At 66.4% G+C, this 19,904-nt stretch carries 21 protein-coding genes and 1 tRNA gene; 8 read left to right on the top strand and 14 right to left on the bottom strand.

Translation table 11 applies throughout. From position 1 onward, the window contains the following. Positions 1–3: 3 nt before the first annotated feature. From ypfJ to BBK82_RS13580, 3 genes are all read right to left on the bottom strand, one after another. Complete coding sequence (ypfJ, locus tag BBK82_RS13575) at positions 4–906, bottom strand: KPN_02809 family neutral zinc metallopeptidase (protein ID WP_065915347.1); 903 nt, start codon at positions 904–906, stop codon at positions 4–6. A gap of 618 nt (positions 907–1,524) precedes the next feature. Next, entirely contained in the window at positions 1,525–1,662 is a 138-nt protein-coding gene (locus BBK82_RS50205) for a hypothetical protein (RefSeq protein WP_154697294.1), read from the bottom strand. A gap of 94 nt (positions 1,663–1,756) precedes the next feature. After that, positions 1,757–3,472: a bifunctional metallophosphatase/5'-nucleotidase gene (locus BBK82_RS13580; protein ID WP_065915348.1), complete on the bottom strand. Its 1,716-nt coding sequence runs from the start codon at positions 3,470–3,472 to the stop codon at positions 1,757–1,759. Between the two features lie 166 nt (positions 3,473–3,638). Between BBK82_RS13580 and BBK82_RS13585 the strand changes: the two genes are divergently transcribed. From BBK82_RS13585 to BBK82_RS13600, 4 genes are all read left to right on the top strand, one after another. Further along, positions 3,639–4,070 (top strand): MarR family winged helix-turn-helix transcriptional regulator, encoded by a 432-nt coding sequence (locus BBK82_RS13585; protein WP_237048391.1) that lies wholly within the window; start codon positions 3,639–3,641, stop codon positions 4,068–4,070. Positions 4,071–4,118: 48 nt separating this feature from the next. After that, positions 4,119–4,203 (top strand) — tRNA-Ser (locus tag BBK82_RS13590). 39 nt (positions 4,204–4,242) lie between these two features. Continuing rightward, positions 4,243–4,590, top strand: a complete 348-nt coding sequence (locus tag BBK82_RS13595; protein WP_154697295.1) for a hypothetical protein — start codon at positions 4,243–4,245, stop codon at positions 4,588–4,590. Between the two features lie 48 nt (positions 4,591–4,638). Then, the gene (locus BBK82_RS13600; protein ID WP_154697296.1) at positions 4,639–4,905 is read left to right on the top strand and encodes a hypothetical protein; all 267 of its coding nucleotides are present in this window, start codon (positions 4,639–4,641) and stop codon (positions 4,903–4,905) included. 411 nt (positions 4,906–5,316) lie between these two features. Here BBK82_RS13600 and BBK82_RS13605 read toward each other — a convergent pair whose 3' ends face one another. Genes BBK82_RS13605 through BBK82_RS13620 form a run of 4 tightly spaced genes read right to left on the bottom strand, consistent with a single transcriptional unit; the run spans position 5,317 to position 7,523 of the window. Beyond that, positions 5,317–6,174, bottom strand: coding sequence for a helix-turn-helix domain-containing protein (locus tag BBK82_RS13605; protein WP_071812598.1), 858 nt, complete (start codon positions 6,172–6,174; stop codon positions 5,317–5,319). Between the two features lie 11 nt (positions 6,175–6,185). Beyond that, complete coding sequence (locus BBK82_RS13610; RefSeq protein ID WP_065915353.1) at positions 6,186–6,497, bottom strand: hypothetical protein; 312 nt, start codon at positions 6,495–6,497, stop codon at positions 6,186–6,188. Positions 6,498–6,525: 28 nt separating this feature from the next. Further along, positions 6,526–7,155, bottom strand: a complete 630-nt coding sequence (locus tag BBK82_RS13615; protein WP_065915354.1) for a hypothetical protein — start codon at positions 7,153–7,155, stop codon at positions 6,526–6,528. Further along, on the bottom strand, positions 7,152–7,523 hold the full coding sequence (locus BBK82_RS13620; protein WP_154697297.1) for a recombinase family protein: 372 nt from the start codon (positions 7,521–7,523) through the stop codon (positions 7,152–7,154). The genes BBK82_RS13615 and BBK82_RS13620 overlap by 4 nt, the downstream gene beginning before the upstream one ends. Before the next feature lie 253 nt (positions 7,524–7,776). On the opposite strand from BBK82_RS13620, the gene BBK82_RS13625 reads away from it, so the two are divergent. Next, positions 7,777–9,045, top strand: a complete 1,269-nt coding sequence (locus BBK82_RS13625; protein WP_218920614.1) for a helix-turn-helix domain-containing protein — start codon at positions 7,777–7,779, stop codon at positions 9,043–9,045. Here BBK82_RS13625 and cutA read toward each other — a convergent pair. After that, positions 9,035–9,361 carry a divalent-cation tolerance protein CutA gene (gene cutA, locus BBK82_RS13630; RefSeq protein ID WP_065915356.1) on the bottom strand — a complete coding sequence of 109 codons (327 nt, stop codon included), beginning with the start codon at positions 9,359–9,361 and terminating at the stop codon, positions 9,035–9,037. The two genes, BBK82_RS13625 and cutA, sit on opposite strands and share 11 nt — an antisense overlap. Positions 9,362–9,560: 199 nt before the next feature. Between cutA and BBK82_RS13635 the strand changes: the two genes are divergently transcribed. Then, positions 9,561–11,498: an AAA family ATPase gene (locus tag BBK82_RS13635; RefSeq protein ID WP_065915357.1), complete on the top strand. Its 1,938-nt coding sequence runs from the start codon at positions 9,561–9,563 to the stop codon at positions 11,496–11,498. Between the two features lie 455 nt (positions 11,499–11,953). Then, a complete protein-coding gene (locus BBK82_RS13640) occupies positions 11,954–12,592 on the top strand; it encodes a hypothetical protein (RefSeq protein WP_154697298.1) in 639 nt (212 codons plus the stop codon). Here the strand turns inward: BBK82_RS13640 and BBK82_RS13645 are convergent, their stop codons facing one another. The 4 genes from BBK82_RS13645 to BBK82_RS13660 all read right to left on the bottom strand — a co-directional run bounded on the left by BBK82_RS13645 (position 12,593) and on the right by BBK82_RS13660 (position 16,692). Further along, complete coding sequence (locus BBK82_RS13645; RefSeq protein ID WP_154697299.1) at positions 12,593–13,387, bottom strand: hypothetical protein; 795 nt, start codon at positions 13,385–13,387, stop codon at positions 12,593–12,595. A gap of 74 nt (positions 13,388–13,461) precedes the next feature. After that, on the bottom strand, positions 13,462–14,340 hold the full coding sequence (locus tag BBK82_RS13650) for an ABC transporter ATP-binding protein (RefSeq protein WP_065915360.1): 879 nt from the start codon (positions 14,338–14,340) through the stop codon (positions 13,462–13,464). A gap of 126 nt (positions 14,341–14,466) precedes the next feature. Then, on the bottom strand, positions 14,467–15,981 hold the full coding sequence (locus BBK82_RS13655; RefSeq protein WP_065915361.1) for a M28 family metallopeptidase: 1,515 nt from the start codon (positions 15,979–15,981) through the stop codon (positions 14,467–14,469). 78 nt (positions 15,982–16,059) lie between these two features. Next, positions 16,060–16,692 carry a GNAT family N-acetyltransferase gene (locus BBK82_RS13660; RefSeq protein ID WP_065915362.1) on the bottom strand — a complete coding sequence of 211 codons (633 nt, stop codon included), beginning with the start codon at positions 16,690–16,692 and terminating at the stop codon, positions 16,060–16,062. A gap of 46 nt (positions 16,693–16,738) precedes the next feature. Between BBK82_RS13660 and BBK82_RS13665 the strand changes: the two genes are divergently transcribed. Continuing rightward, the gene (locus tag BBK82_RS13665) at positions 16,739–17,704 is read left to right on the top strand and encodes an NAD(P)H-quinone oxidoreductase (protein WP_065921037.1); all 966 of its coding nucleotides are present in this window, start codon (positions 16,739–16,741) and stop codon (positions 17,702–17,704) included. Between the two features lie 315 nt (positions 17,705–18,019). Here BBK82_RS13665 and BBK82_RS13670 read toward each other — a convergent pair whose 3' ends face one another. Continuing rightward, positions 18,020–18,673, bottom strand: a complete 654-nt coding sequence (locus BBK82_RS13670; protein WP_065915363.1) for a class I SAM-dependent methyltransferase — start codon at positions 18,671–18,673, stop codon at positions 18,020–18,022. Between the two features lie 19 nt (positions 18,674–18,692). Then, positions 18,693–19,892, bottom strand: a complete 1,200-nt coding sequence (locus tag BBK82_RS13675; RefSeq protein ID WP_065915364.1) for a cysteine desulfurase-like protein — start codon at positions 19,890–19,892, stop codon at positions 18,693–18,695. Between the last annotated feature and the right edge of the window lie 12 nt (positions 19,893–19,904).

Consider the following 19,904-nt stretch of genomic DNA (forward strand, 5'->3'; position numbering starts at 1 on the left):
AGCTCAGCCCAGGTTGTCGGTGTCGAACGTGTTGCAGCGCGCCGGGTCGCCCGTCTGCAGGCCGGTCGTGAACCACTTCTTGCGCTGCTCGGAGCTGCCGTGGCTGAACTTGGTCGTGTCGACCTGGCCGCCGCCGATCTCGCTCTGGATGAAGTCGTCACCGATCCGGCCGGCGGCATCCAGCGCGGCGTCGATGTCCTCCTGCGTGATGTTCGTGATGAGCGGCTGGCCGTTGGCCGTGGGCAGCTTGGTGGCGGCGTTGCCCCACGCGCCCGCGTAGCAGTCGGCCTGCAGCTCCAGGCGCACCGAGTCCGACGTCGGGCCGGTGCGGGTGCTCACCCGGTCCGAGGTGCCGAGCAGGTTCTGCACGTGGTGGCCGTACTCGTGGGCCAGGATGTAGGCCTCGACGAACGGGCCGCCCTTGGCGCCGAAGGTCGTGCGCATCTCGTTGAAGAAGTCCAGGTCGATGTACACCTGGGAGTCCGCGGGGCAGTAGAACGGGCCGACCGCGGAGGTCGCGTTGCCGCAGCGGGTGTTCACGCTGTTGCGGAAGAAGTTGGTCTTGGTGACCTGGTAGGTGCGGCCGGAGCGCGCGAACTGGTCGGTCCAGAAGGCCTGGATCGAGTTGATCGTGGCCAGGACCCGGCAGTCGCTGTCGCGGTTCGCGTCGGCGCCCGTCTTGCACTTCTCGGCCAGCTGGCCCGACTCGACCTGCGTGCCGGGGTTCACGCTGCCGCCCTCCAGGCCGCTCGTGGGCAGCTGGATGCCGGTGAACTGCTGGATGAGGAAGAAGACGATCAGCCCGACCACGCCGAGGCCACCGCCGACGCCGGCGACGCGCCCGCCCACCCCTCGCTGGTCGGAAACCTGCGAAGCGTCGAGTTCCGCACCTTCGTTGAACTGCACCGCGCGCCTCCTGACAAGGACCCCGTGACGCGGCAAACGATAGAGCACTGAACGTGCTCGGGGGTTTTACGCGCCCAGGTGCTGAACGCGCGCCTCGGTGCGGCGCCCGACGTCGGGGCACCGCACCGAGGACTTCCCATTTGGTTGCGGCGACTACGGCCTACGGCGGTTGGCGTGGCGCCCGACCGGTGACGCCATGAGACGAAACCGAAGTCGAGCTCAACAGCGTCGAGATGCGCCGAGCGACACCTGACGGTGCCTGGGCACCCGAAACCCCGTCTGACGTTGCTACGCAGTCGCGACCGGACCGGTTACGGCCGATCCACTCGCGGGGATGCAACAGACCGCGTTTCGCCACAGCGAGGAGATACCTGCACAGCACCACCTACCCCTTCTGGGCGTGGCCCCCGGTCCAGGTTTCTTCACCTTCCGGTTGCCAGCTCGTTATCGAGCATGCGCTTGATCGCCGCATTTCTCAACACCTCACGCGAAACCTGAATTGGTGAAGTCGGACGGGTGACCTGCGGAGATCGACAGTGCGGAACGCAATCGCCCGGCGAGTGCAGCACTCGCCGGGCGATTTGAGCAGGAATGTTCTGTTGCCGATCAGACAATTGATCAGGACTCGACGCGACGGGCGCCGCGGCGGGCCATCGCGCCCGCTGCCACCAGGGTCGCGCCGAAGAGCAGGAACTCCATCGGGCCGGCGCCGGTGCGCGGCACGTCGAGCCGGTCGCCGGTGACCGACGCAGCCACGACATCGGCCCTCACCCCAGGTCAAATGGAGCAACCGGACACGGGAAAGGCCCTCCCTGCGACTTTTCGACGCTGGGAGGGCCTTTTCAGCGTTTTACGGCAGCTGCGTGATCCGGTCGAGCGCCGGGGCGCTCTGGCCGGGGTGGGCCACCAGGTACGCGGAGAACGCGTCCAGGTCGATGCCACCGCCGGTGATCTCGGTGCCCTTGGTGAACTCGCTGAAGCCGTCACCACCGCCCTGCAGGAAGCTGTTGATCGTCACGCGGTAGCTCGCGTTCGGGTCGAGCGGAGCGCCGTTCAGGACGACGTTCGAGACCTTCGAACCGAACGGCGCGCTCGCCGACCAGCTGTACTTCAGGCCGGCGGAGGGCTGCAGCACGAAGGTCCTGGCCGCCGTGAACTGCTGCTCCAGCGCGTTCTTCAGCTGCGTGCCGGTCAGCGTGACCGTCTGCAGGATGTTGCCGAACGGCTGGACGGTGAACGCCTCGCCGTAGGTGACCACGCCGTCGCCCTCGTTGACCGCAGACGACTTGTAGGTCAGGTCGGCGCGCACGCCACCGGGGTTCATGAGCGCGAGCACAGCCCCGTTGCCCTTGGTGGCCTCGAGCTGGCCGTCGGCGATCAGGTTGCCCAGCGCCGACTCACCGGCCGCGTTCTGCGCGCGCAGGATGTCCGAACCGATCGTGCCGATCTGCTTGTTCGCGATCGGACCCGACTTCTGCTTGGCCAGGTCGATGATCGCCTGCACCTCGGGGTCCGCGGGAACCGTGCGGGTGACGATCTTGTTGTCGGCCTTGGTGGCACCGCGCACGACGTCGCGGGTACGGCGGTCGATCTTCAGGTCGACGACGCTGAGCTCACGACCGAACGCGAGCCCCTCGATGAACGGCCGCGGGTTGCCGGCCGGGTCCTTGACCACGCAGTTGTAGTGCTGGTGGCTGTGACCGGAGAAGACCGCGTCGATCTTCGGGCTGACGTTCGTGGCGATGTAGCTGCCGGGGTTGTTGGCCGCCACGTTGCAGGCGTTCGGCCCACCGGTCGGCGCGGTGACCTGGTCGCCCTGGTGCACCAGCAGCACGATCGACTTCACGCCGATCGCGTCGAGGAGGTTGGCGTACTTGTCGGCCGCCTTCACCTCGTCACCGAACTGCAGGTCCTTGATGCCGTTGGGGTCCACCAGGATCGGCACGTCCTTGAGCGGCATGCCGATGAAGCCGATCGGCATCCCGTCCCGGAACTCCACCCAGAACGGCGGCAACGCGGGCAGCCCGGTCTTCTTGTGGGTGACGTTCGCCCCGAGGATGGGGAAGTCGGCACCCTTGTACTCGTCGCGGAACTGGCACCCGTCCACCGGGTGGCACCCGCCGTGCTGCATGCGCAGCAGCTCCCGGTACCCCTCGTCGAACTCGTGGTTGCCCGCCGCGGTCGTGTCCATGCCGACCTTGTTGAGCACCTCGACGGTGGGCTCGTCGTGGAACAGCGCCGACACGATCGGACTCGCGCCGATCAGGTCACCCTGCCCGACGATCACCGAGTTCCGAACCTCCTTCTGGAGGTTCTTGATGTGCGTGGCGTTGAAGGCGGCACCACCGGCGTCGACGGTCGAACCGTCGGGGAGGATGACGCGCCCCGAACTACCGCTGGGCGGCTCGATGTTGCCGTGCAGGTCGTTGATGCCGATCAGGCGCACGTCAACCGTGCCCCGACCGCGCAGTGACTCGACATCGGCCTGGGCAGGCCCGGTGGCCGTGATGACAGTGGCCGCGGCGGCGGTGATCGCCAGAACGGAAAGCCGTCTGAACGAACTCATGGGTTAGAAGCCTCTCCAAGGCGTGGTTAACGCGCGTGTACGGGCCGGGAGTCTGCCTTCCGACCGCTCTCTTTTCCAGAGGGATGACTGGATCGTCATGCGCCGGTTTAGCCTTGTTGGTGTGACACCTAGTGAGCAGGAGCCGCGCTGGCTCGACGAGGGCGAGATGCGGGCGTGGCGCACCTACGTGAACGGCTCTTCCATGCTCATGGACCGCCTGCACCGCGAACTGCAGGACGCCCACGGAGTGTCACTCGCCGACTACGAGATCCTGGTGCGGTTGTCGGAACAACCCAACCACCGCATGCGCATGACCCAACTGGCCGAGGACGTCGCCTCGTCGAAGTCGCGCGTCTCACACCAGGTGGCGCGGATGGAGAAGGCCGGGCTGGTGCTGCGGCGGGAGTGCACGGAGGACGGGCGGGGAGTGCTGGCCGAGCTGACCCCTGCGGGGCTGGCGCAGCTGGTCGCTGCGGCTCCGACGCACCTCGCCGGGGTGCGGGCGCACATCGTCGACTTGCTCTCGCCGGAGGAGGGGGAGGTGCTGGCGAAGGTGTTCGACCGGGTCATGACACACCTGCGGGAGTCGAACGGCTAGGCTGCTGCGTCGACACCTCTTGGTGTCGCTGATGCCTCCGGGTGTCTGGGAAGCGTGGCAGAGCGGCCGAATGCACCCGCCTTGAAAGCGGGAGACGGGAAACCGTCCGGGGGTTCAAATCCCTCCGCTTCCGCAGTAAGCGTCTCTTTAGAAAACCGGTACGTCCCAAGACGTGCCGGTTTTCTTTCAAGATCAAATCCGCAAACGTGCCGGTCAGGACGTCAGACGGCCGCACGATGTCCAACACCGTCAGATGCGCGCTGGGCGTCTCGATCGCTTGTTCGGCGGTGTCGTCCGCCGGAACCGTGTCCGTCTCGTCTGGGACGCCAGGGGCGTCACCTTCGACACCGCCGCCGAGCAACTGGCGGAACGGGTCTGTCCAGTCGGCCATCTCTACGCCGCCATCAGGGGCGATGAGCAGCTTCTCGAAGAAGCCTTGGTTCACCAGCCTGCGTACGGCGGGCGGTGCACCGGCGTACTCCTGGGCGCAGCGACCGGCAACATCAAGTGCATCGTTTAGTCGTCGGTCGATGTCATCCATTGTGGCTCGTGCGTTCTTGAGCTCACGTTGCGCCGCAGCCAGTTCAACGGTCAACCGTTCCATCTCAGTTTTAAGCATGTCCTGCGGCATGGCACCGGCGTAATGCGCTTGCAGCAACTTCGTGCGCTGGTCGTCGGTGTCGGCTACGCGCTTGGATGCCTGTCGGATGGTCAGGTCGGCGTCGTTGCGCTGTGCCTTCAGTTCGAGGTGGACAGTCTCGCGGATGGTGTCAACGTTGTCTGCGTCGATTTGGAATATTCGGCAATAGTCCTCGACTCCAGTTTCAACCGCTGAGACCAATCGGGCAGACGGAGGAAGCGCGAGAGCTGCTGATCACCCTGCACACCGAGCGAAGGAGCTGGAGGAAGTCGATCTGCTTGTTAGGTCACGACTTGCGCTTCTGTATATCGACTGATCGAGGGGCATTATGATTATCGATTTGTCAAGCGGGCGTTTCGGTTGAGCTTTGATGCTTTGTTCAGCTGTCAGATGACAGCTCTCTAGGCTGAATTTGTCGGCCTCGCCTACGTGGCAACAGCTATGCTGAGCGAGCCGGAGGCAGTGGTTGTGCGACGAAGAAAAATGCAAAGAATTTGGCGGAATTGGCTGGTATGCCAAAGAGGTTCGAGTTGCTTGAAATGGCATTGAACGCGCACGACTTTCGGTCGCTGCTTATGACATAACAAGAGGAATTTCGAGAATGGTTCACATCGTTGTCGCGGCTGCAAGCAACTCCCGCGACGCCTCCACATCAAGCGCTATCTCATCCAGCCGCCCAACCGTCTCCCCGTAAGGGCTTACCTTCCGCCTCTCCTCCCTCCACCCCACCCCATGCAACCGCTGCACTGCCACCACATCCCCAAACCGCTCCTCATGGAACGTCATATAGCTAAACGCCGTCCCCATGCCCGCATACGCCCCCACCGCATCCGGCACCACCCGGATGCGGATGCCTGGGTACTCCGACAGCGCCACCAGGTACAGCAGCTGGTCGGCCATGACCCGCTTGCCACCCACAACCCGCCGCAGCGCCGCCTCGGCCAGGTAGACATCAATCACGACGGCCGCGCCGGCGGTGGCGAGCGCCAACGTGCTTTGCTGCAACCCCACGTCGTACGGCTGGAAGTAGTCGCACATCACTGGTGCCTGTGCCAGCCGCACGGCGCTGCCGTAGGCCGGGGTGCGCAGCAGCTCGGGCACAACCTCACCCGCCACAATCTGGATGGTGGCCGCTTCGGCTTCTAGTTCGGCCAGTGTCCACGTCAGGCACGGCAAATCGGCCTTTGGCGATTGCTCCCAGGCCTTGAGGTCGGCTGCCCGCTGGGCGGTGTGGCAGGCACGTACCTGTTCGTCGGCGTCTACGCCGTAGTGCAGCGCCAGAGTCAGGACGTCGACCTCGAAGATGCGGCTGCCCGCGTTGTGCATCATGGACAGCTTCGCCGCGCTCCAGCCCATGGCCTTGGCAACTTCGTTGCCGCTCTGGCCAGAGTCATCACGCCACCTGCGCAGTGTCCGGCCGAGGGCGCGCAGGTGCAGGTTGGCCTTGTTGTTCGGCAGTGACATCTCGTAATTTGTCAGTCTCGTATCTGCGAAATGAAGCCCGTTGGCAGATCGTCGCGGTAGGCAGGCCGCACCATGCCGCGCTCGTCGAGGGCTTTGTCTGGCCAGTTGAGCCGTAGCGGGTCCCCGGCTTCGGCCGCCTGCGTCAGGAGCTCGGCAACGGGGATGTCGTGGCCGAGGCCAAGGTGGTGGCGGCCGGTTGGTAAGTCGATTTCGTCGTCGGTTGCGGGTCCGTCGTCCTCCGGCCACCAGCGCCGGGCCAGAACACCGAGGCCAAGCGCCAACAGTCCGAGGACGGCCATAACCACGGCCTGGGTCGCGGACATCTATAGCGGCGTGCGTGCCATCGCGGCCTCACCGCGCCTGGACTGCGTCGTACTGCTCGGTGAGTTCCGTCAGCGGCACCAACGTGCAGCCCCGGAGTTCACGAATCAGGGCCGAAGCCACCACCCACCGGATGCTCGGGTCGTCGTAGGCCAGGTTCACGTCCTGGGCGGCGACTGGCCCGAACACGCCCCTCCGGTAAAGCGCCCCGCGGACACCCGCCACCTCGGAGGCACGGACGCGAACCGCCACTGCTCCCCGCCTGAGCGCCGGGCACAACCGCAGGGAAATGGCAACACACGGCACGCAGACGGGCGGCTCGGTGCAGGCCATGCCCTCCGGCCAGTTCGGCCAGTCCCCTTGGAAGTCCCGCAGCAACCACAGCACGCCGTCGTCGTTCTGGTTGGCAGGCCCGGCGCAAACCTGGCACAGCAGCTTGCGCATCGCCCGCCGTTGCCGGAGTGGGTGCACCTTGCCGAACTCCGGCCGGCCAGCTTCGTGGCGTACGGCTGGACGCTGCCAGAGCACGCCGTGCGCGTCCCGGTCGCCCAGCAGCTCGTCCGCGTAGCCGACGCCGTAGCCGGGACGTTCCACCACACGGGAGGGGATCTCCTGCTCAGCGCTCCAGGTGGTGATGTACGGCGCAATGATCTGGCTCATCGCTCCTCATCCCCGTAGACGGCCAATAGCTGCGAGGCGGTGCCACGGATACGGGAGGCGAGCACCCGCCGGACTCCCGGCCGTTCGGACAGGTGCGTGAGGCTCGGCACCACCACGGCGTACGAGTCCGGAAAGCACAAGACGTCAACCAAGGCCGTGAACCCCAGGCGGGCCGTCACGTCCCCGTGCACGCGCCGGTCTACGAACACCGCACCCAACGTCAGCCCCTGGGCAGCGCAGAACATCCAAATCTCCTTGCGCTGCAGGGCAATCTCGATTTCGTCCGGCTGTTCCATGCGGATGTAGCCGTAGGCTGTTCTTGCCTGGCCAGGTGCTGGCTCGTTCGTTGCGGTGGATGCGGGCATCACTGGAGTGCTCCCCAAGGGTCGCTGTCAATGGGTGGCACCCAGCGCCGGGGAGACAGGCCGCCGATCTGCTTTCGGGGACAGTGCGGACATGGGCCCTTCCAGGTGCCTTTGCCGACGCTGGGTGCCTGTCCACATAAAAGACGCTCGCCCAATCGGGCGGAGTCGCCGCAAGGGGTGGCCATTTCCTTGGAGTGGCCAGAAGGAGTGGCCAGAATGGTGCGCACCAGTCCCGACCCCCTTCAGGATGGACACCATGCGCGAGCCGGTGAGCATCGGACGACTGCTGCGGCAACTTCGGTTGGCCGCTGGCCGTTCGCAGGCAGAACAGGCGGCCGCGCTATCCGACCGAGCTGGCCGCGCCGTGACGCGTAACGAAGTCTCGCGCTGGGAAGCCGAATCCCGGTTGCTCACGCCCTACTGGCAGCAGCACTACGCGGCTACGTTCGACGTATCGGTTGCAGAGCTGCGGCGTGCAGTCGCCACGGCCAAGGCCAACCGGCGACGGGCCCAAGGCCAGCAGAACCAGCAGCCTGAAGGGGAAGATGTGCAGCGGCGGGAATTTCTTGGCGCGATGGCCGGGCTGGCAATATCCTTGCCTGCCACCACGCAACCGACGTTAGGGCAACGCCTTGGCATGGGCGACGTCCACCGGTTGCTGGAGCGCACTGCCCGGCTCCGCCGCCTGGATGATCTGCTTGGTGGCGCGGACACCTACCGCCTGTACCTGAACGAGCTCACGACAACTACCGAGCTGGTGCGCGGCGCGGTGTGCCTACCCGGCGTCCGCAAGGCGTGCACGGCCGTCATCGCCGAACAGGCGCAGATGGTGGGGTGGGCGGCGTTCGACGCCGGGATGCACCAGGAGGCGAAGCAGCACTACGAAGACAGCCTGGCCGCCGCCAAGGAGGCCAAGCACGCGATGCTCGCGGGCAACGCCCTGGCGTTCGATGCCTATTTGCAGGTCAGCGTCGCCAAGCCGGATGTCAGCACAGCTGTTGCCTCGTATGCGACCGCGGCCAAACAGGCCACCCCCCGCGTGCGGGCTTTGCTGCTTGAGCGCATGGCCTGGACTCACGCCGTGGCCGGCGACGCCCAGGCCACTGAACGTGCCCTCACGGAGGCGGCAGAGGTGGTGCGACAGGCCGGCGACCGGCCCGAGCCTGACTGGGTGTTCTGGGTGGATGAAGACGAAATCCGCATCATGGCGGGCAGGTGCTGGACGCAGCTGAAGCGCCCGCTGCGCGCCGTGCCCATCCTCGAGGACGTGCTTGGGCGCTACGGCGACACCCATGCCCGTGACAAGGCCATATACCTGACGTCGCTTGCCCACGCGTACCTCGACGCAGGCGAGATCGAGCAGAGTGCCGCCGTCACCGAGCGCGCCGCTTCCCTGGCAAACGGCATTGGCTCGGTGCGGCCTGCCGAGAAAATTGGCAAGGTCGTCCAGCGCTTGAAGCCGCACGGCACGTTGCCTGCGGTAGCCAATGCGATTGAGGCGGCTTCGCTGCTGGCTAGTGCGTAGGGCTGACCGTCTTACGCAGCCAGGCCAGGTAGTCATCTGATGCTTCGGTCAGCGCCACGGCTGTCACTTCCGGGTTGACCCAGGGGTGCTCGCGGCGCAGATGCGCTTCCAGCTCGGGGTATCGCTCAGCGGTGGTCTTGAGGGTTACCTGCCACTCCTCGCCTTCGCCCTGTTCACCAAGGTGCCAGAAGAACGACGTCACGGGACCTGACACCTGTGCGCCCGCGGCCAAGCGGGCGGCGACAGCGGAGCGTGCCAGGTTGGCGGCGGTGTCGCGGTCGGCGGTCGTGGTGGTTACTTGGAGGGTGTCGGTCATGTCCGAAGCCTAGAGCTATACGTTTCGACCCCAAAGACTGCAGTAACGCCATGCACATGTTCGAACACGCAGTGCATTTCACCCATTCGTGGCCACGTGTAATCGGTAACGTAGATCACACCTTCGCCGATGTGTTTGCCATCGGGAGGCGAGAGCCGGCAGGGAACGTTTTCCGCTTGTGTTGATAGGGGAGAGTGTCGTGCGCCTGATCAAAGCCCGGGTCACCAATTTCAAGTCCGTTCTCGATTCCGGGTGGTTCACTGTTGGCGACCTGACCTGTCTTGTTGGAAAGAACGAGTCGGGTAAGACTGCGGTACTTGAAGCCCTGGAAAAACTTGACTCTGTGGTCAAGGAGCGCAGCAGCTTTCGTGACACTGAGTACCCCAGAATGAACTGGTCGGAGTATGAGGAGTCAGACAAAGTCGATATCGGTCTGTCGACTGAATGGAAGCTAGACCAGGAAGAGCTGAAGTACCTACAAGAGCTCTGCGGCGGTGAAGGTGTCTTCACTTCCGATGTCATTACTGTAGTTAAGAACTACGACAATGAGCTCGTGTGGACCTTGCCGCTGAACGTGCAAGAGGCGGTGCGGCTTGCGGTCGTGAACTCTGGCCTTGAAAAAACTGAGAAGGCTGAGCTTCAGGGAATCACGACCACGAAGCTGCTTTTTCGGAAGCTCGAAGCGATGGACGAGCGCACGCCGAGGCAAGAAGCGTTCTTGTCAGAACTGAAGGAAAAATGGTCGGGAAGTCTGCGAGGCAAGGTAGTCGGATACCTGCGGCAGCGTGTGCCGCAGTTTGTATATTACTCGCAGTACGATCGACTTCCAGGAAAAGTTTCCTTGAATCAGCTGGTGCAAATGCAGCAAGCGAATCAGCTTGATCAGCTGCAAGGGTCGAGAGTTTTTCTGGCTCTGTTGTCTATGGTTAATACGACCCCCGTGGCGATCAGTCAGATCAGCACCTCGGAGCAGCTGATTAGCAAGCTTGAAGCTGTAGAGACGCGTCTTTCCAAGAAGATTTTCAAATACTGGTCGCAAAATAGGCATCTCAAGGTTAGGTTTCGTTTCGACGAGGCCAGCCCCGGTGACCCTGCGCCCTTCAATACGGGCAAGGTTTTTCAGACCCGCATCGAGAACATGCGACACGAAGCCACGATCAGGCTCGATGAGCGCAGTACCGGGTTCATCTGGTTCTTCTCGTTTCTAGTGTGGTTCTCTGAGGTGCAGCGTCTGCATGGTGAAAACCTTGTCGTGCTTCTCGATGAGCCAGGTTTGACACTGCACGCGCGAGCGCAGGCTGACTTGCTGCGTTACATGAAGACTGAACTGGTGCCAAACTATCAGGTTCTCTACACCACACACTCGCCTTTCATGATTGATCCGGCTGACCTTCTGTCGTGCCGCACGGTGGAAGATGCAACTGGTGAAGATGATGAGGTTTTGGGTACCAAGGTTGGCGACCGGGCTCTGAGTGCAGACGGTGACACACTGTTCCCGCTGCAGGCTGCGCTCGGCTACGAACTCACCCAGACATTGTTCATTGGCAAGGACTGTCTGCTGGTCGAAGGGCCTTCTGATCTGCTTTACCTTCAGTGGGCGTCAGAGCAGCTACGTGCGCAAGGACGTACCGCACTCGACAAACGATGGACGGTTACGCCCTGCGGTGGCATCACTAAGGTTCCCAGCTTTATGGCCTTGTTCGGCGGGAATCGGCTCCACGTCGCCGTCCTGACCGATCATGGTCAGGGTGACAAGAGGAAGGTTCGAGAGCTGCGAGAGTCTGAGCTGCTTCAAGACGGACATGTTTTCACCGCGGACATGTACTGCGATGGCGCAGCTGAGGCAGATGTAGAAGACATGCTCGGGCGCGGTTTCTATACGGAGTTGGTGAAGGCAACCTACGGGCTGACCGCAAAGCAGGCGATGCCTAAGACCAAGCCTGGTGATGCGCCGGAGCGCGTCACGTCCGAGGTTGAGGACTACTTCCGCACTCTGCCTGCAAGAGTTCCTGAGTACGACCACTTCGCGCCGTCCCGCTATCTGCTCGAACAGGCGAGCAAACTCACCCTTCCTGGCCAGGATGAGGCGCTCAATCGGTTTGAGAAGCTCTTTGAAGACTTGAATGGACTGCTCTAAGCATTGCTCGCTTTGTCGATCATAGAAATGACCTTGACCGGTTCCAGAGGATCTGGGCAGCGGTTCGAGTAGACGAGCTTTAGCCGAATGACGAAGCGCCCTACCGAGATCACTCGGCAGGGTGCTTCGTGTGTCCGAGCTAGGCGCGACGCTTCCGAACCTTCTCGGGTTGGCTTGCTCGCTATCGCCACTCAGACGCTAGGTCAAGCAGCCGCTTCACTTGTGGGGTTGGGTTCAAAAGCCCTTTCGTTAGCGCAGCCATGAGCTCATCTTTAGAACCTGCGGTAACGACGTCGGCAACAGGGTGCGAAAGCCCTCCCGTCTCTTCCGCTCCATGACTGAAAGTGTGTCGGTGGAAAGCGCCGACACACCGCATGTCACCTGATGTCACCTGGACGTGGGTGACCAGCTGCATTTGAACACCCGCGTGCGCCGGATGTGCTCCACTACTGATCATGGGGACGCGCGCAGTTATCGCCCTTCTGGCCGCCACCGCCGCACTCGGCGCCTGCACCGCGCCACCGGAGCCGCCGATGGCCTCGCCAGCGCCGAAGCTGGACCCGCGGGCGATCGCCTACGACAACCTCGACTTCAACCTCAAGCGCGAGCCGGTGTTCGACAACACCTGCGAGACGTTGCCGTCCGACCTGCAGTCGATGCTGAACCTCACGAAGAAGCCGAACACGACCATGTCCGGCTGTCGTGCGGAGGCGGAGTGGGGGACGCTCACCATCAGCCTGCTCGGGCCGGGTGCCGGGCGGAAGTCGAATGCGCGGCACTTCGTGGACGTGTGGAACGGGGACCGCGGGGCCGGGGACTACTTCCAGCGGTCGATCCTGTTGGACCGGTACTACGCGACCACGGTCATCACCGGTGAGGTCAACCAGTACTGCTTCGTCACCGTGGACACCGGGGCTGAGCTGCCGCTCGAGGTGCAGGGTGCGATGGACCTCGACGAGTCCGTCGCGTTGACCGCGCAGGACGTGGACCAGCCGATCGACCGGGCGATGAAGGACTTCTGCCCGCCGGCCAGGGAGGCGGCGGAGAAGTTGTTGCCGTTGATCGACGAGAACGGTGGGAGCAGGGCGAGCTGATCAGCCCGCGTCGCGGCGTTGGAGGCGGAACAGGGCGATGGCCAGCAGGACGAGCCAGAGCAGGGACGAGCTGATGGTGGCCAGCCAGCCTGTGCCCAGGCCGGCGAGGTGCCAGGCCGGTTCCAGCGGGTAGATCAGGCCGAACACCTCCGGCAGGCTGAAGCGGGCCAGCGCGAGGAGGGGGACCACGATGAAGAACACCGTCAGCGCGCCGCCGGTGTTGGGGACCAGCAGCGAGACGATCAGTGCGGTGAGCAGGACCAGGGCGGTGGCGAGCAGGGTGACGCCGAGGACCCAGCGGGGGCGCATGCCGAGCAGGTAGTTGTGGTTGAGGCCGGTGGCGGCGGTCTTGATCAGGAGCGGGAACAGGATGAAGGTGAACGCCGAGCACAGCAGCCACACGCCGGCGAGCACGGTGCCCTGGGCCAGGAAGTAGCGCATGCGGGAGGGCTGGACCAGGAGCGTCGGTTGCACGCTCTTGTACTGCCACTCGCCGGCCACGAGCTTGATCACGGTGGAGAAGACCAGCAGCAGGCCCAGTTGGACGACGATCAGCAGTGGGCCGATCTGCTTGCCGGCGCTTGCGAGGTTGGACTGCGGGAGCGTGAACAGCATCATCAGGCCGACCAGGAAGATCGGTGAGAAGGCCAGGACGAGCTTGTCGGAGCGGGTGCCGACGAGTTTGCGGGCCTCGACGGCCACCAGGCGCCAGAACGGGGAGCGCCGCGCGGCGCGGGCTGCCCACGGGCCCGCGGCGGGGCCGGCGGCGGGCATTCCTGGCTGAGCAGGGGGCATGCCGGGTTGGTGAACGGGCGGCGGACCGGGCACAGGCGGACCGGGAAACGTCTGCTGCGGTGGGAAGCCGTGGGTCATGCCGGGCCTCCCCCGGTCAGCCGGAAGAACAGGTCTTCCAGGTTCATCTGTTCCTCGCGCAGGCCCAGCAACGGGATGCCGGCGGCGAAGGTGACGTCGGAGACGCGTTCGACCGGAGCGTGGGCGGCGATGTAGCCGTCCGGCGCTGGCTGGATGGCGATGCCGACGCGTTGCAGGGACTCGGCGAGGCGGTTCATGTCCTTGGCGCGGACCAGGGAGCGCGAGGACGTGGTGAGGCTGGCCAGTGGGCCGTCGGCGACGATGCGGCCGTTGCCGATCACCAGGACGCGGTCGGCTGTCTGGTCCACTTCGGACAGGACGTGGCTGGAGAGCAGGACGGTGCCGCCGCGGGAGGCGTGGCCGCGCAGGAGGTTGCGGACGGCGCGGATGCCTTCCGGGTCGAGGCCGTTGATGGGCTCGTCGAGGATCAGCAGCGGTGGGTCGGTGAGCAGGGCGTGGGCGATGCCCAGGCGCTGGCGCATGCCGAGGCTGTACTTGCCGATCTTGCGGGTGGCGGCGTCGGCGAGGCCGACGGTTTCCAGCACCTCGTCCGCGCGGCGAGCCGGGACGCCGGCGAGGGTGGCTGCCGTGCGGAGGTGGCCGCGGCCGCTGCGGCCGGGGTGGACGGCGGCGGCGTCGAGGAGCACGCCGGCGACGTGGGACGGGTTGGGCCACGCGGTGAACGGGCGGCCGGAGACCGTTGCCTGGCCGCGGTCGGGGTGGGTCAGCCCGGTGATCATCCGCAGGGTGGTCGACTTGCCGGCACCGTTCGGGCCGAGGAAGGCCGTCACGGTGCCCGGCTGGAGCTCGAAGCCCACCTGGTCGACGACCGTGCGACCCCCATAGGCCTTGGTCAGGCCCCACGCACTGAGCACGAGGTCACCGTAGCGGCAGTGATCGTCCGGCGTCGGCCGGAACGAACGCAGACCGCTCGTTCGAGGCAACGCGGAAGGGGCCCGGCACGTGCGGTGCCGAGCCCCTTTGTGCAGCGGAACGAGCTGTTATGCCACGGCCAGGTGCGAGTGGTCGTGGTCGTGCGCGGCGGACTGGACCTTGGCCGCAGTTGCACGCGCCTCGGCCCGCTTGGCGCGCGGAGGCACGCCGTTGACGTCCTCGGTCGAGACGCCGTAGGAGGCGGTCACGAACGCGATGGCGCCGGCGTTGCGGCCGAGTGCCACCCGGTCGACGTTGCCGAGGTTGTCGCACGCCGCGTGGTAGCACGGGTCGTAGGCGATGCCGGCCGTGCCGCCCCACTTGGCGGCCTGGGCGGCGGTCTTGACGCCTTCCGCGCCGGTGAAGAGGCCACCGGCGGGGATGCCCTGGGCGATGAACTCGCCGTAGTCGGAGCGGCCGGAGAAGTCGGTGCCCTCGGTCGGGACGCCCTTGGCGGCGAAGTAGTCGGCGAAGGCCTTCTCGATCTGCGCCGAGCCGTACGGGCCGGGGCCCGCTCCGACGCCGTCGGAGTTGTCGCCGTCGTAGATGAAGTAGGCGGCGTTCGGGGAGCCGACCATGTCGAAGTTCAGGTACAGGGCGATGTCGAGCTGCTGCTCGAACGTCAGCGACTCCACCCACTTCGTCGAACCGATCAGGCCCCGCTCCTCGGCGCCCCACCAGGCGAACCGGACGGCGTTGTCGACCTTCGGGCGGGACCCGAGCTGCAGCGCGGTCTCCAGCAACGCGGCCGAGCCGGTGCCGTTGTCGTTGATGCCGGCGCCGAGCTCGACGCTGTCGAGGTGCGCGCCGGCCATGACGACGTTGTTCTTGCGGCCGGTGCGGGTCTCGGCGATGACGTTGCGCTCGGTGCGGACCTCGGTGTGGAAGCGCATGTCGACGGTGACCGGCGAGCCGGCCTTCGTGGCCAGCGTGGTGCCGTCGGCCTGCGAGACACCGCCGGTCGGGATCACGCCGGGGTTGGTCAGCGTCACGTTGGACAGCGGGCCGGCGACGTTGTTGGAGACCAGCACGGCGATCGCACCGGCGGCGGCCGCGTTGAGGTGCTTCTGCTCGAACGTGCAGCCACCGCGGCGGATCAGGGCGACCGAGCCGGCGAAGTCCTGACCGGCGAAGTCGGTCGCCTCACATCCGGTGGTGGCGTCCTCGGGGACGACGCGCAGCGGCCCGGTGATGCCGCCGGCCGGGGTCTGCGGCGAGGCGGTCAAGATCAGCGCCTGGTAGTTCACCCCGGCGACGGTCGCGCGCTCGGCGTCGGTGACCATCACGTCGAAGTCGAACGTCGGCGTGCTCACGATGAAGCCTTCGTCGCGGAGCTTGCCCGCCACGTAGTCGACGCTCGCGTTGTAACCGGGGGTCAGCGCGGCCCGGTTGCCGCCGTTGCGGTCCGAGATGCGCTGGAACGCGATGAGGTGCCGGTTGACGCCCTCGACGGTCACCTTCTTCGCGAGCTTCTTGGCGAGCGCGGGGCCTGCGGGTTCACTGGCGGCGGACGCGGTGGCGGTTGGGGCGGCGACTAATGCTGAGATGGCCAGCACTGCCGCCAGCTTGGATCTGCCTGACATGAACGTTCCCCTTCGTTCGAGGTGGGGCAACCCTCACAAAAAGGAGACCGGGGCCACAATCCGTCGGTCGGCGGGAGTTCAGCTGGTGAGCAGCTGAACACACTCCGCGAGCCCGCCCACCTCCGTCTCCCACCCCGGCCGCACGAAGTCCGCCGCGTCCAACCGCAATCGCACGTGCTCAAGCCGCTCTCCCCGCGGCGCCGCGGCCGTCGTGCCGTCCGGCAGATAACCGAGCTTCTCGCTGACCCGGTTCGAAGCCCGGTTCCCCACCCATGCCGCCGATCGAGCGATGCGCGCACCCAGGTGGTCGAACGCGAACTGGAGAACAGCCACCCGCATCTCCGTGCCGAACCCCTGCCCGTGGAACTTCTGCCCGAGCCACGACCCCGTGTTCACCTCACGCAGCACCGCGAAGTCACGCGCGCTGAGCTCCTGCACCCCGACGACCTTGCCCTCGTGCCGCACGAGGAACGCAACCGCCCAGCTCCCCGCCGCCACCTTGGCCCGCGTCGCCCAGAAGAACTGGACCATGCTCCGCCCACCGTCGTCGGACAGCTGGTCGGTCCACGGCACGTTGAACGGCATCTCGTCCGGCGCGTGCACCCCTTCCTTCGCCACGTCGACGAGCTCGTACAACCCCTCGTCGTCATCGGGCCGCAGTTCGAGGCGCGGCGTGGTCAGGACCAGGTTCCGCAGGGGCCAGGCGTTCATGCTCCGAATGGTGCCGGACCTGTCGATTGTGATTACGGTCGACCGCATGCATGCCATCACTGTTCGCGAACCCGGCGGCCCGGACGTGCTCGAGTGGACCGAGGTCCCCGACCCGTCGCCGGGCCCCGGCGAGGTGCTGATCGACGTGGCCGCCTCCGCCGTCAACCGCGCGGACCTGCTGCAGCGGCAGGGCTTCTACCCACCCCCGCCCGGCGCGCCGGACATCATCGGCCTGGAGTGCTCCGGCACGATCGCCGCTCTCGGCGAGGGCGTGACCGGCTTCACGGTGGGCGACGAGGTGTGCGCACTGCTCGCAGGCGGCGGCTACGCGGAAAAGGTCGCCGTCCCGGCTCCGCAGGTGTTGCCGCTCCCTGCGGGCGTCGACCTGGTCACCGCCGCCTCCCTGCCCGAGGTCGCGTGCACGGTGTGGTCGAACGTCGTGATGGACGGCCGCCTCAAGCTGGGCGAAACCTTCCTGGTCCACGGCGGCGCGGGCGGCATCGGCACGCACGCCATCCAGGTCGCGAAGGCCCTGGGCGCCACGGTCGCGGCCACCGCGGGCTCCGACGAACGGCTGGCCCGCTGCGCCGAGCTGGGCGCCGACATCACCGTGAACTACAAGACCCAGGACTTCGTGGCCGAGGTCAAGCAGGCCGACGTCGTGCTCGACAACATGGGCGCCTCCTACCTCGGCCGCAACATCGACGTGCTCGCCCCCGACGGCAGGCTGATGATCATCGGCATGCAGGGCGGCGTGAAGGGCGAGCTGCCGATCGGCAAGCTGCTGACGAAGCGCGCGTCGGTGATGGCGACCGGCCTGCGGGGACGCTCGGTCGAGGGGAAGGGCGCGATCGTGGCTCAGGTGCGGGAGCACCTGTGGCCGTTGATCGAGAGCGGTGCGGTCAAGCCCGTGGTGGGGCAGGTGGTGCCGATGCCGAACGCGGCGGAGGCACACCGGTTGCTGGACGAGGGCGACGTGTTCGGCAAGGTGGTGCTCAAGAGGGAGCGCTGATCGCACGCTGACGCAGGGGTACCCCCTGCTTTTGGCTCCCCCGCGACCCACGCTACTCGGGGGGTCTGACAGTTTCGGCGAGCTCGCAGACCAGCGGTTTCGCACCGCAGTCGCCTGCTTTTGATCGAGCCGAAGGCGAGACGAAAAGCAGCCCGCCCAACTCGAGCGGTCCCGCGCAACCACCAACGCAACGCGCAGCCGCTCTACGGAACAGGCGTGCCATCTACCTGAGAGTGGCGGGGGTTTGGTGGCTTCTTCGGGAGTGTCGGGGTCTGGGGCGGAGCCCCAGGAACAGCACGCCCCCAAGGGCGGGCCTCACGCGAGAGCAGCAGCCGACGCAATCGAGGTCCGCGGAGAGTTCCGAAACTCCAACCCGAACTCCTCGGACCACCTCACCAGCACCGCCCGCTCATCCACCTGATCCGCATCATCGACCAGCACCGTCGCCCCCGGCGCCAACACCCCACGCAACACGGGAACCGCCGGATACCGCGAATCCCCCACCCCAGGCCCGTCGATCACCAACAGATCAACCAACCCGAACGCATCCACGAACCCGGACACCTCATCCCGCACGAGCTCCGGCGAGTACCACTGCCCATGCCGCGACAACGCCGCCGGATGCCGCGTCAACGGCGCGTGCACGACCCGCGCAACGGCCCCCAACCCCTCCCGCCGCAGCTGAGAGGCAACAAACGCCGCAATCCGCTCATCATGCTCAATCGACAACAGGTGCCCGAACCCACGCCGCGCCAGCAACCGCGCCAACAGCACCGACGACGACCCGCACCCGAGCTCCACCAGCACCGTCCGCGCCCCGAGCACGACCTCGTCCAGCACCGCCACCAGCTCGGCGGGCCGCAGGTCGCCGGCGGTCGAGGGCAGGTACTCCGACAGCAGGGGGCTCAGCCGCTGCAGCGCCGAGAGGTCCGCCAGCTCGCGGGCGAGCGAGGCGAGCGAGTTGTCCAACCTTCGTCTCCCGAAAGCCTCAGCCCAGCTCGGCGACCGCCCGCACCAGGTCGTCCACCTCGACGGCGTTCGTGTAGTGCGCGAGGCCGACGCGGATGGCTCCGCCCACCTCGCCCACGCCGAGCACCGAGAACACGCCGTGCTGGCCGGGGTCGGCGAACGCGCAGACGCCTCGGGAGGCGAGGTGTTCGACGCCGTCTTCGGCTTTGACGCCGGCGATCGTGAACGCCAGTGCCGGGACTCGGCGCATGGCGTCGCCGATCACCATCACGTGTCGCAGCGAACGCAGTTCGTGGATGAGGTTGGCGAGCAGGCCCGCCTGGTACGCCTTCACCGAGCCCAGGGAGGTGAGCAGGCGTTCGCGGCGGGTGCCGGTGGCGGCGTCGTCGAGCTCGGCGAGGTACTCCACGGAGGCGACCAGGCCGGCGAGCATCGGGTAGGCGTGCGGGCCCAGCTCCAGGCGTTCCGGGCCGCGGGCCAGGGGGTCGACCGAGCAGGAGGGCAGGCGTTCGAGCACCGAGGGGTCGCGGAAGACGAGGGCGGCGACGGGTGGGCCGCCCCACTGGCCGGCGGAGAGGGCGACCACGTCGGCGCCCATGCCAACGATGTCCAAGGGCACGAAGGGGGCGGCCGAGGAGGCGTCCACCACCATCACGGAGCCGTGCGCGCGGGCGACCGCGGAGATCTTCGCCAGGTCGGGGCGGGTGCCGACCACGCCGGAGGCGGCGGTGATGGCGATGAGCTTGGTGCGGTCGGTGACGAGCTCGTCGTACTGCCAGCCGGGCAGCTCGCACGTCTCGATGTCGACCTCCGCCCACTTGACCACGCTGCCGGTGCGCTGGGTGGCGCGCAGCCACGGTGCGATGTTCGCCGGGTGGTCCAGGCGGGAAACCAGGACCTCGTCGCCCATGAACCAGTCGTCGGTCATGGCGTCGGCGAGCCGTTGCAGCAGGACCGCGGAGGAGGGACCGAGCACGACGCCCGCGGGGTCGCCGCCCACCACGTCGGCCACGGCGCGGCGGGCCGCGTCGACGATGGCCTCCGCGCGCTGGGAGGCCGGGAAGATGCCACCGGGGCCGGAGACGGGGGCGCGCAGCGCGGTGGAGACGGCGGTGGCTACCTGTTCCGGCACCTGCATGCCGGCCGGTGCGTCGAGGTGGACCCAGCCGTCGCCGAGCGCGGGGAAGAGCCCTCGTACCCGTGCGACGTCGAACGCCATGCCACACACCGT

The sequence above is a fragment of the Lentzea guizhouensis genome, assembly GCF_001701025.1.
Taxonomy (GTDB): Bacteria; Actinomycetota; Actinomycetes; order Mycobacteriales; family Pseudonocardiaceae; genus Lentzea; species Lentzea guizhouensis.

Bases quoted from the DNA above. Each gene is read 5' to 3' on its own strand.
- cutA (WP_065915356.1), bottom strand. From the start codon at position 9,361: ATGACCGACACCCTCCAAGTAACCACCACGACCGCCGACCGCGACACC.
- BBK82_RS13605 (WP_071812598.1), bottom strand. From the start codon at position 6,174: ATGTCACTGCCGAACAACAAGGCCAACCTGCACCTGCGCGCCCTCGGC.
- BBK82_RS13660 (WP_065915362.1), bottom strand. From the start codon at position 16,692: ATGAACGCCTGGCCCCTGCGGAACCTGGTCCTGACCACGCCGCGCCTC.
- BBK82_RS13645 (WP_154697299.1), bottom strand. From the start codon at position 13,387: ATGCCCCCTGCTCAGCCAGGAATGCCCGCCGCCGGCCCCGCCGCGGGC.
- BBK82_RS13585 (WP_237048391.1), top strand. From the start codon at position 3,639: ATGCGGGCGTGGCGCACCTACGTGAACGGCTCTTCCATGCTCATGGAC.
- BBK82_RS13615 (WP_065915354.1), bottom strand. From the start codon at position 7,155: ATGAGCCAGATCATTGCGCCGTACATCACCACCTGGAGCGCTGAGCAG.
- BBK82_RS13610 (WP_065915353.1), bottom strand. From the start codon at position 6,497: ATGTCCGCGACCCAGGCCGTGGTTATGGCCGTCCTCGGACTGTTGGCG.
- BBK82_RS13665 (WP_065921037.1), top strand. From the start codon at position 16,739: ATGCATGCCATCACTGTTCGCGAACCCGGCGGCCCGGACGTGCTCGAG.
- BBK82_RS13675 (WP_065915364.1), bottom strand. From the start codon at position 19,892: ATGGCGTTCGACGTCGCACGGGTACGAGGGCTCTTCCCCGCGCTCGGC.
- BBK82_RS13640 (WP_154697298.1), top strand. From the start codon at position 11,954: ATGGGGACGCGCGCAGTTATCGCCCTTCTGGCCGCCACCGCCGCACTC.
- BBK82_RS13655 (WP_065915361.1), bottom strand. From the start codon at position 15,981: ATGTCAGGCAGATCCAAGCTGGCGGCAGTGCTGGCCATCTCAGCATTA.
- BBK82_RS13580 (WP_065915348.1), bottom strand. From the start codon at position 3,472: ATGAGTTCGTTCAGACGGCTTTCCGTTCTGGCGATCACCGCCGCCGCG.
- BBK82_RS13625 (WP_218920614.1), top strand. From the start codon at position 7,777: ATGCGCGAGCCGGTGAGCATCGGACGACTGCTGCGGCAACTTCGGTTG.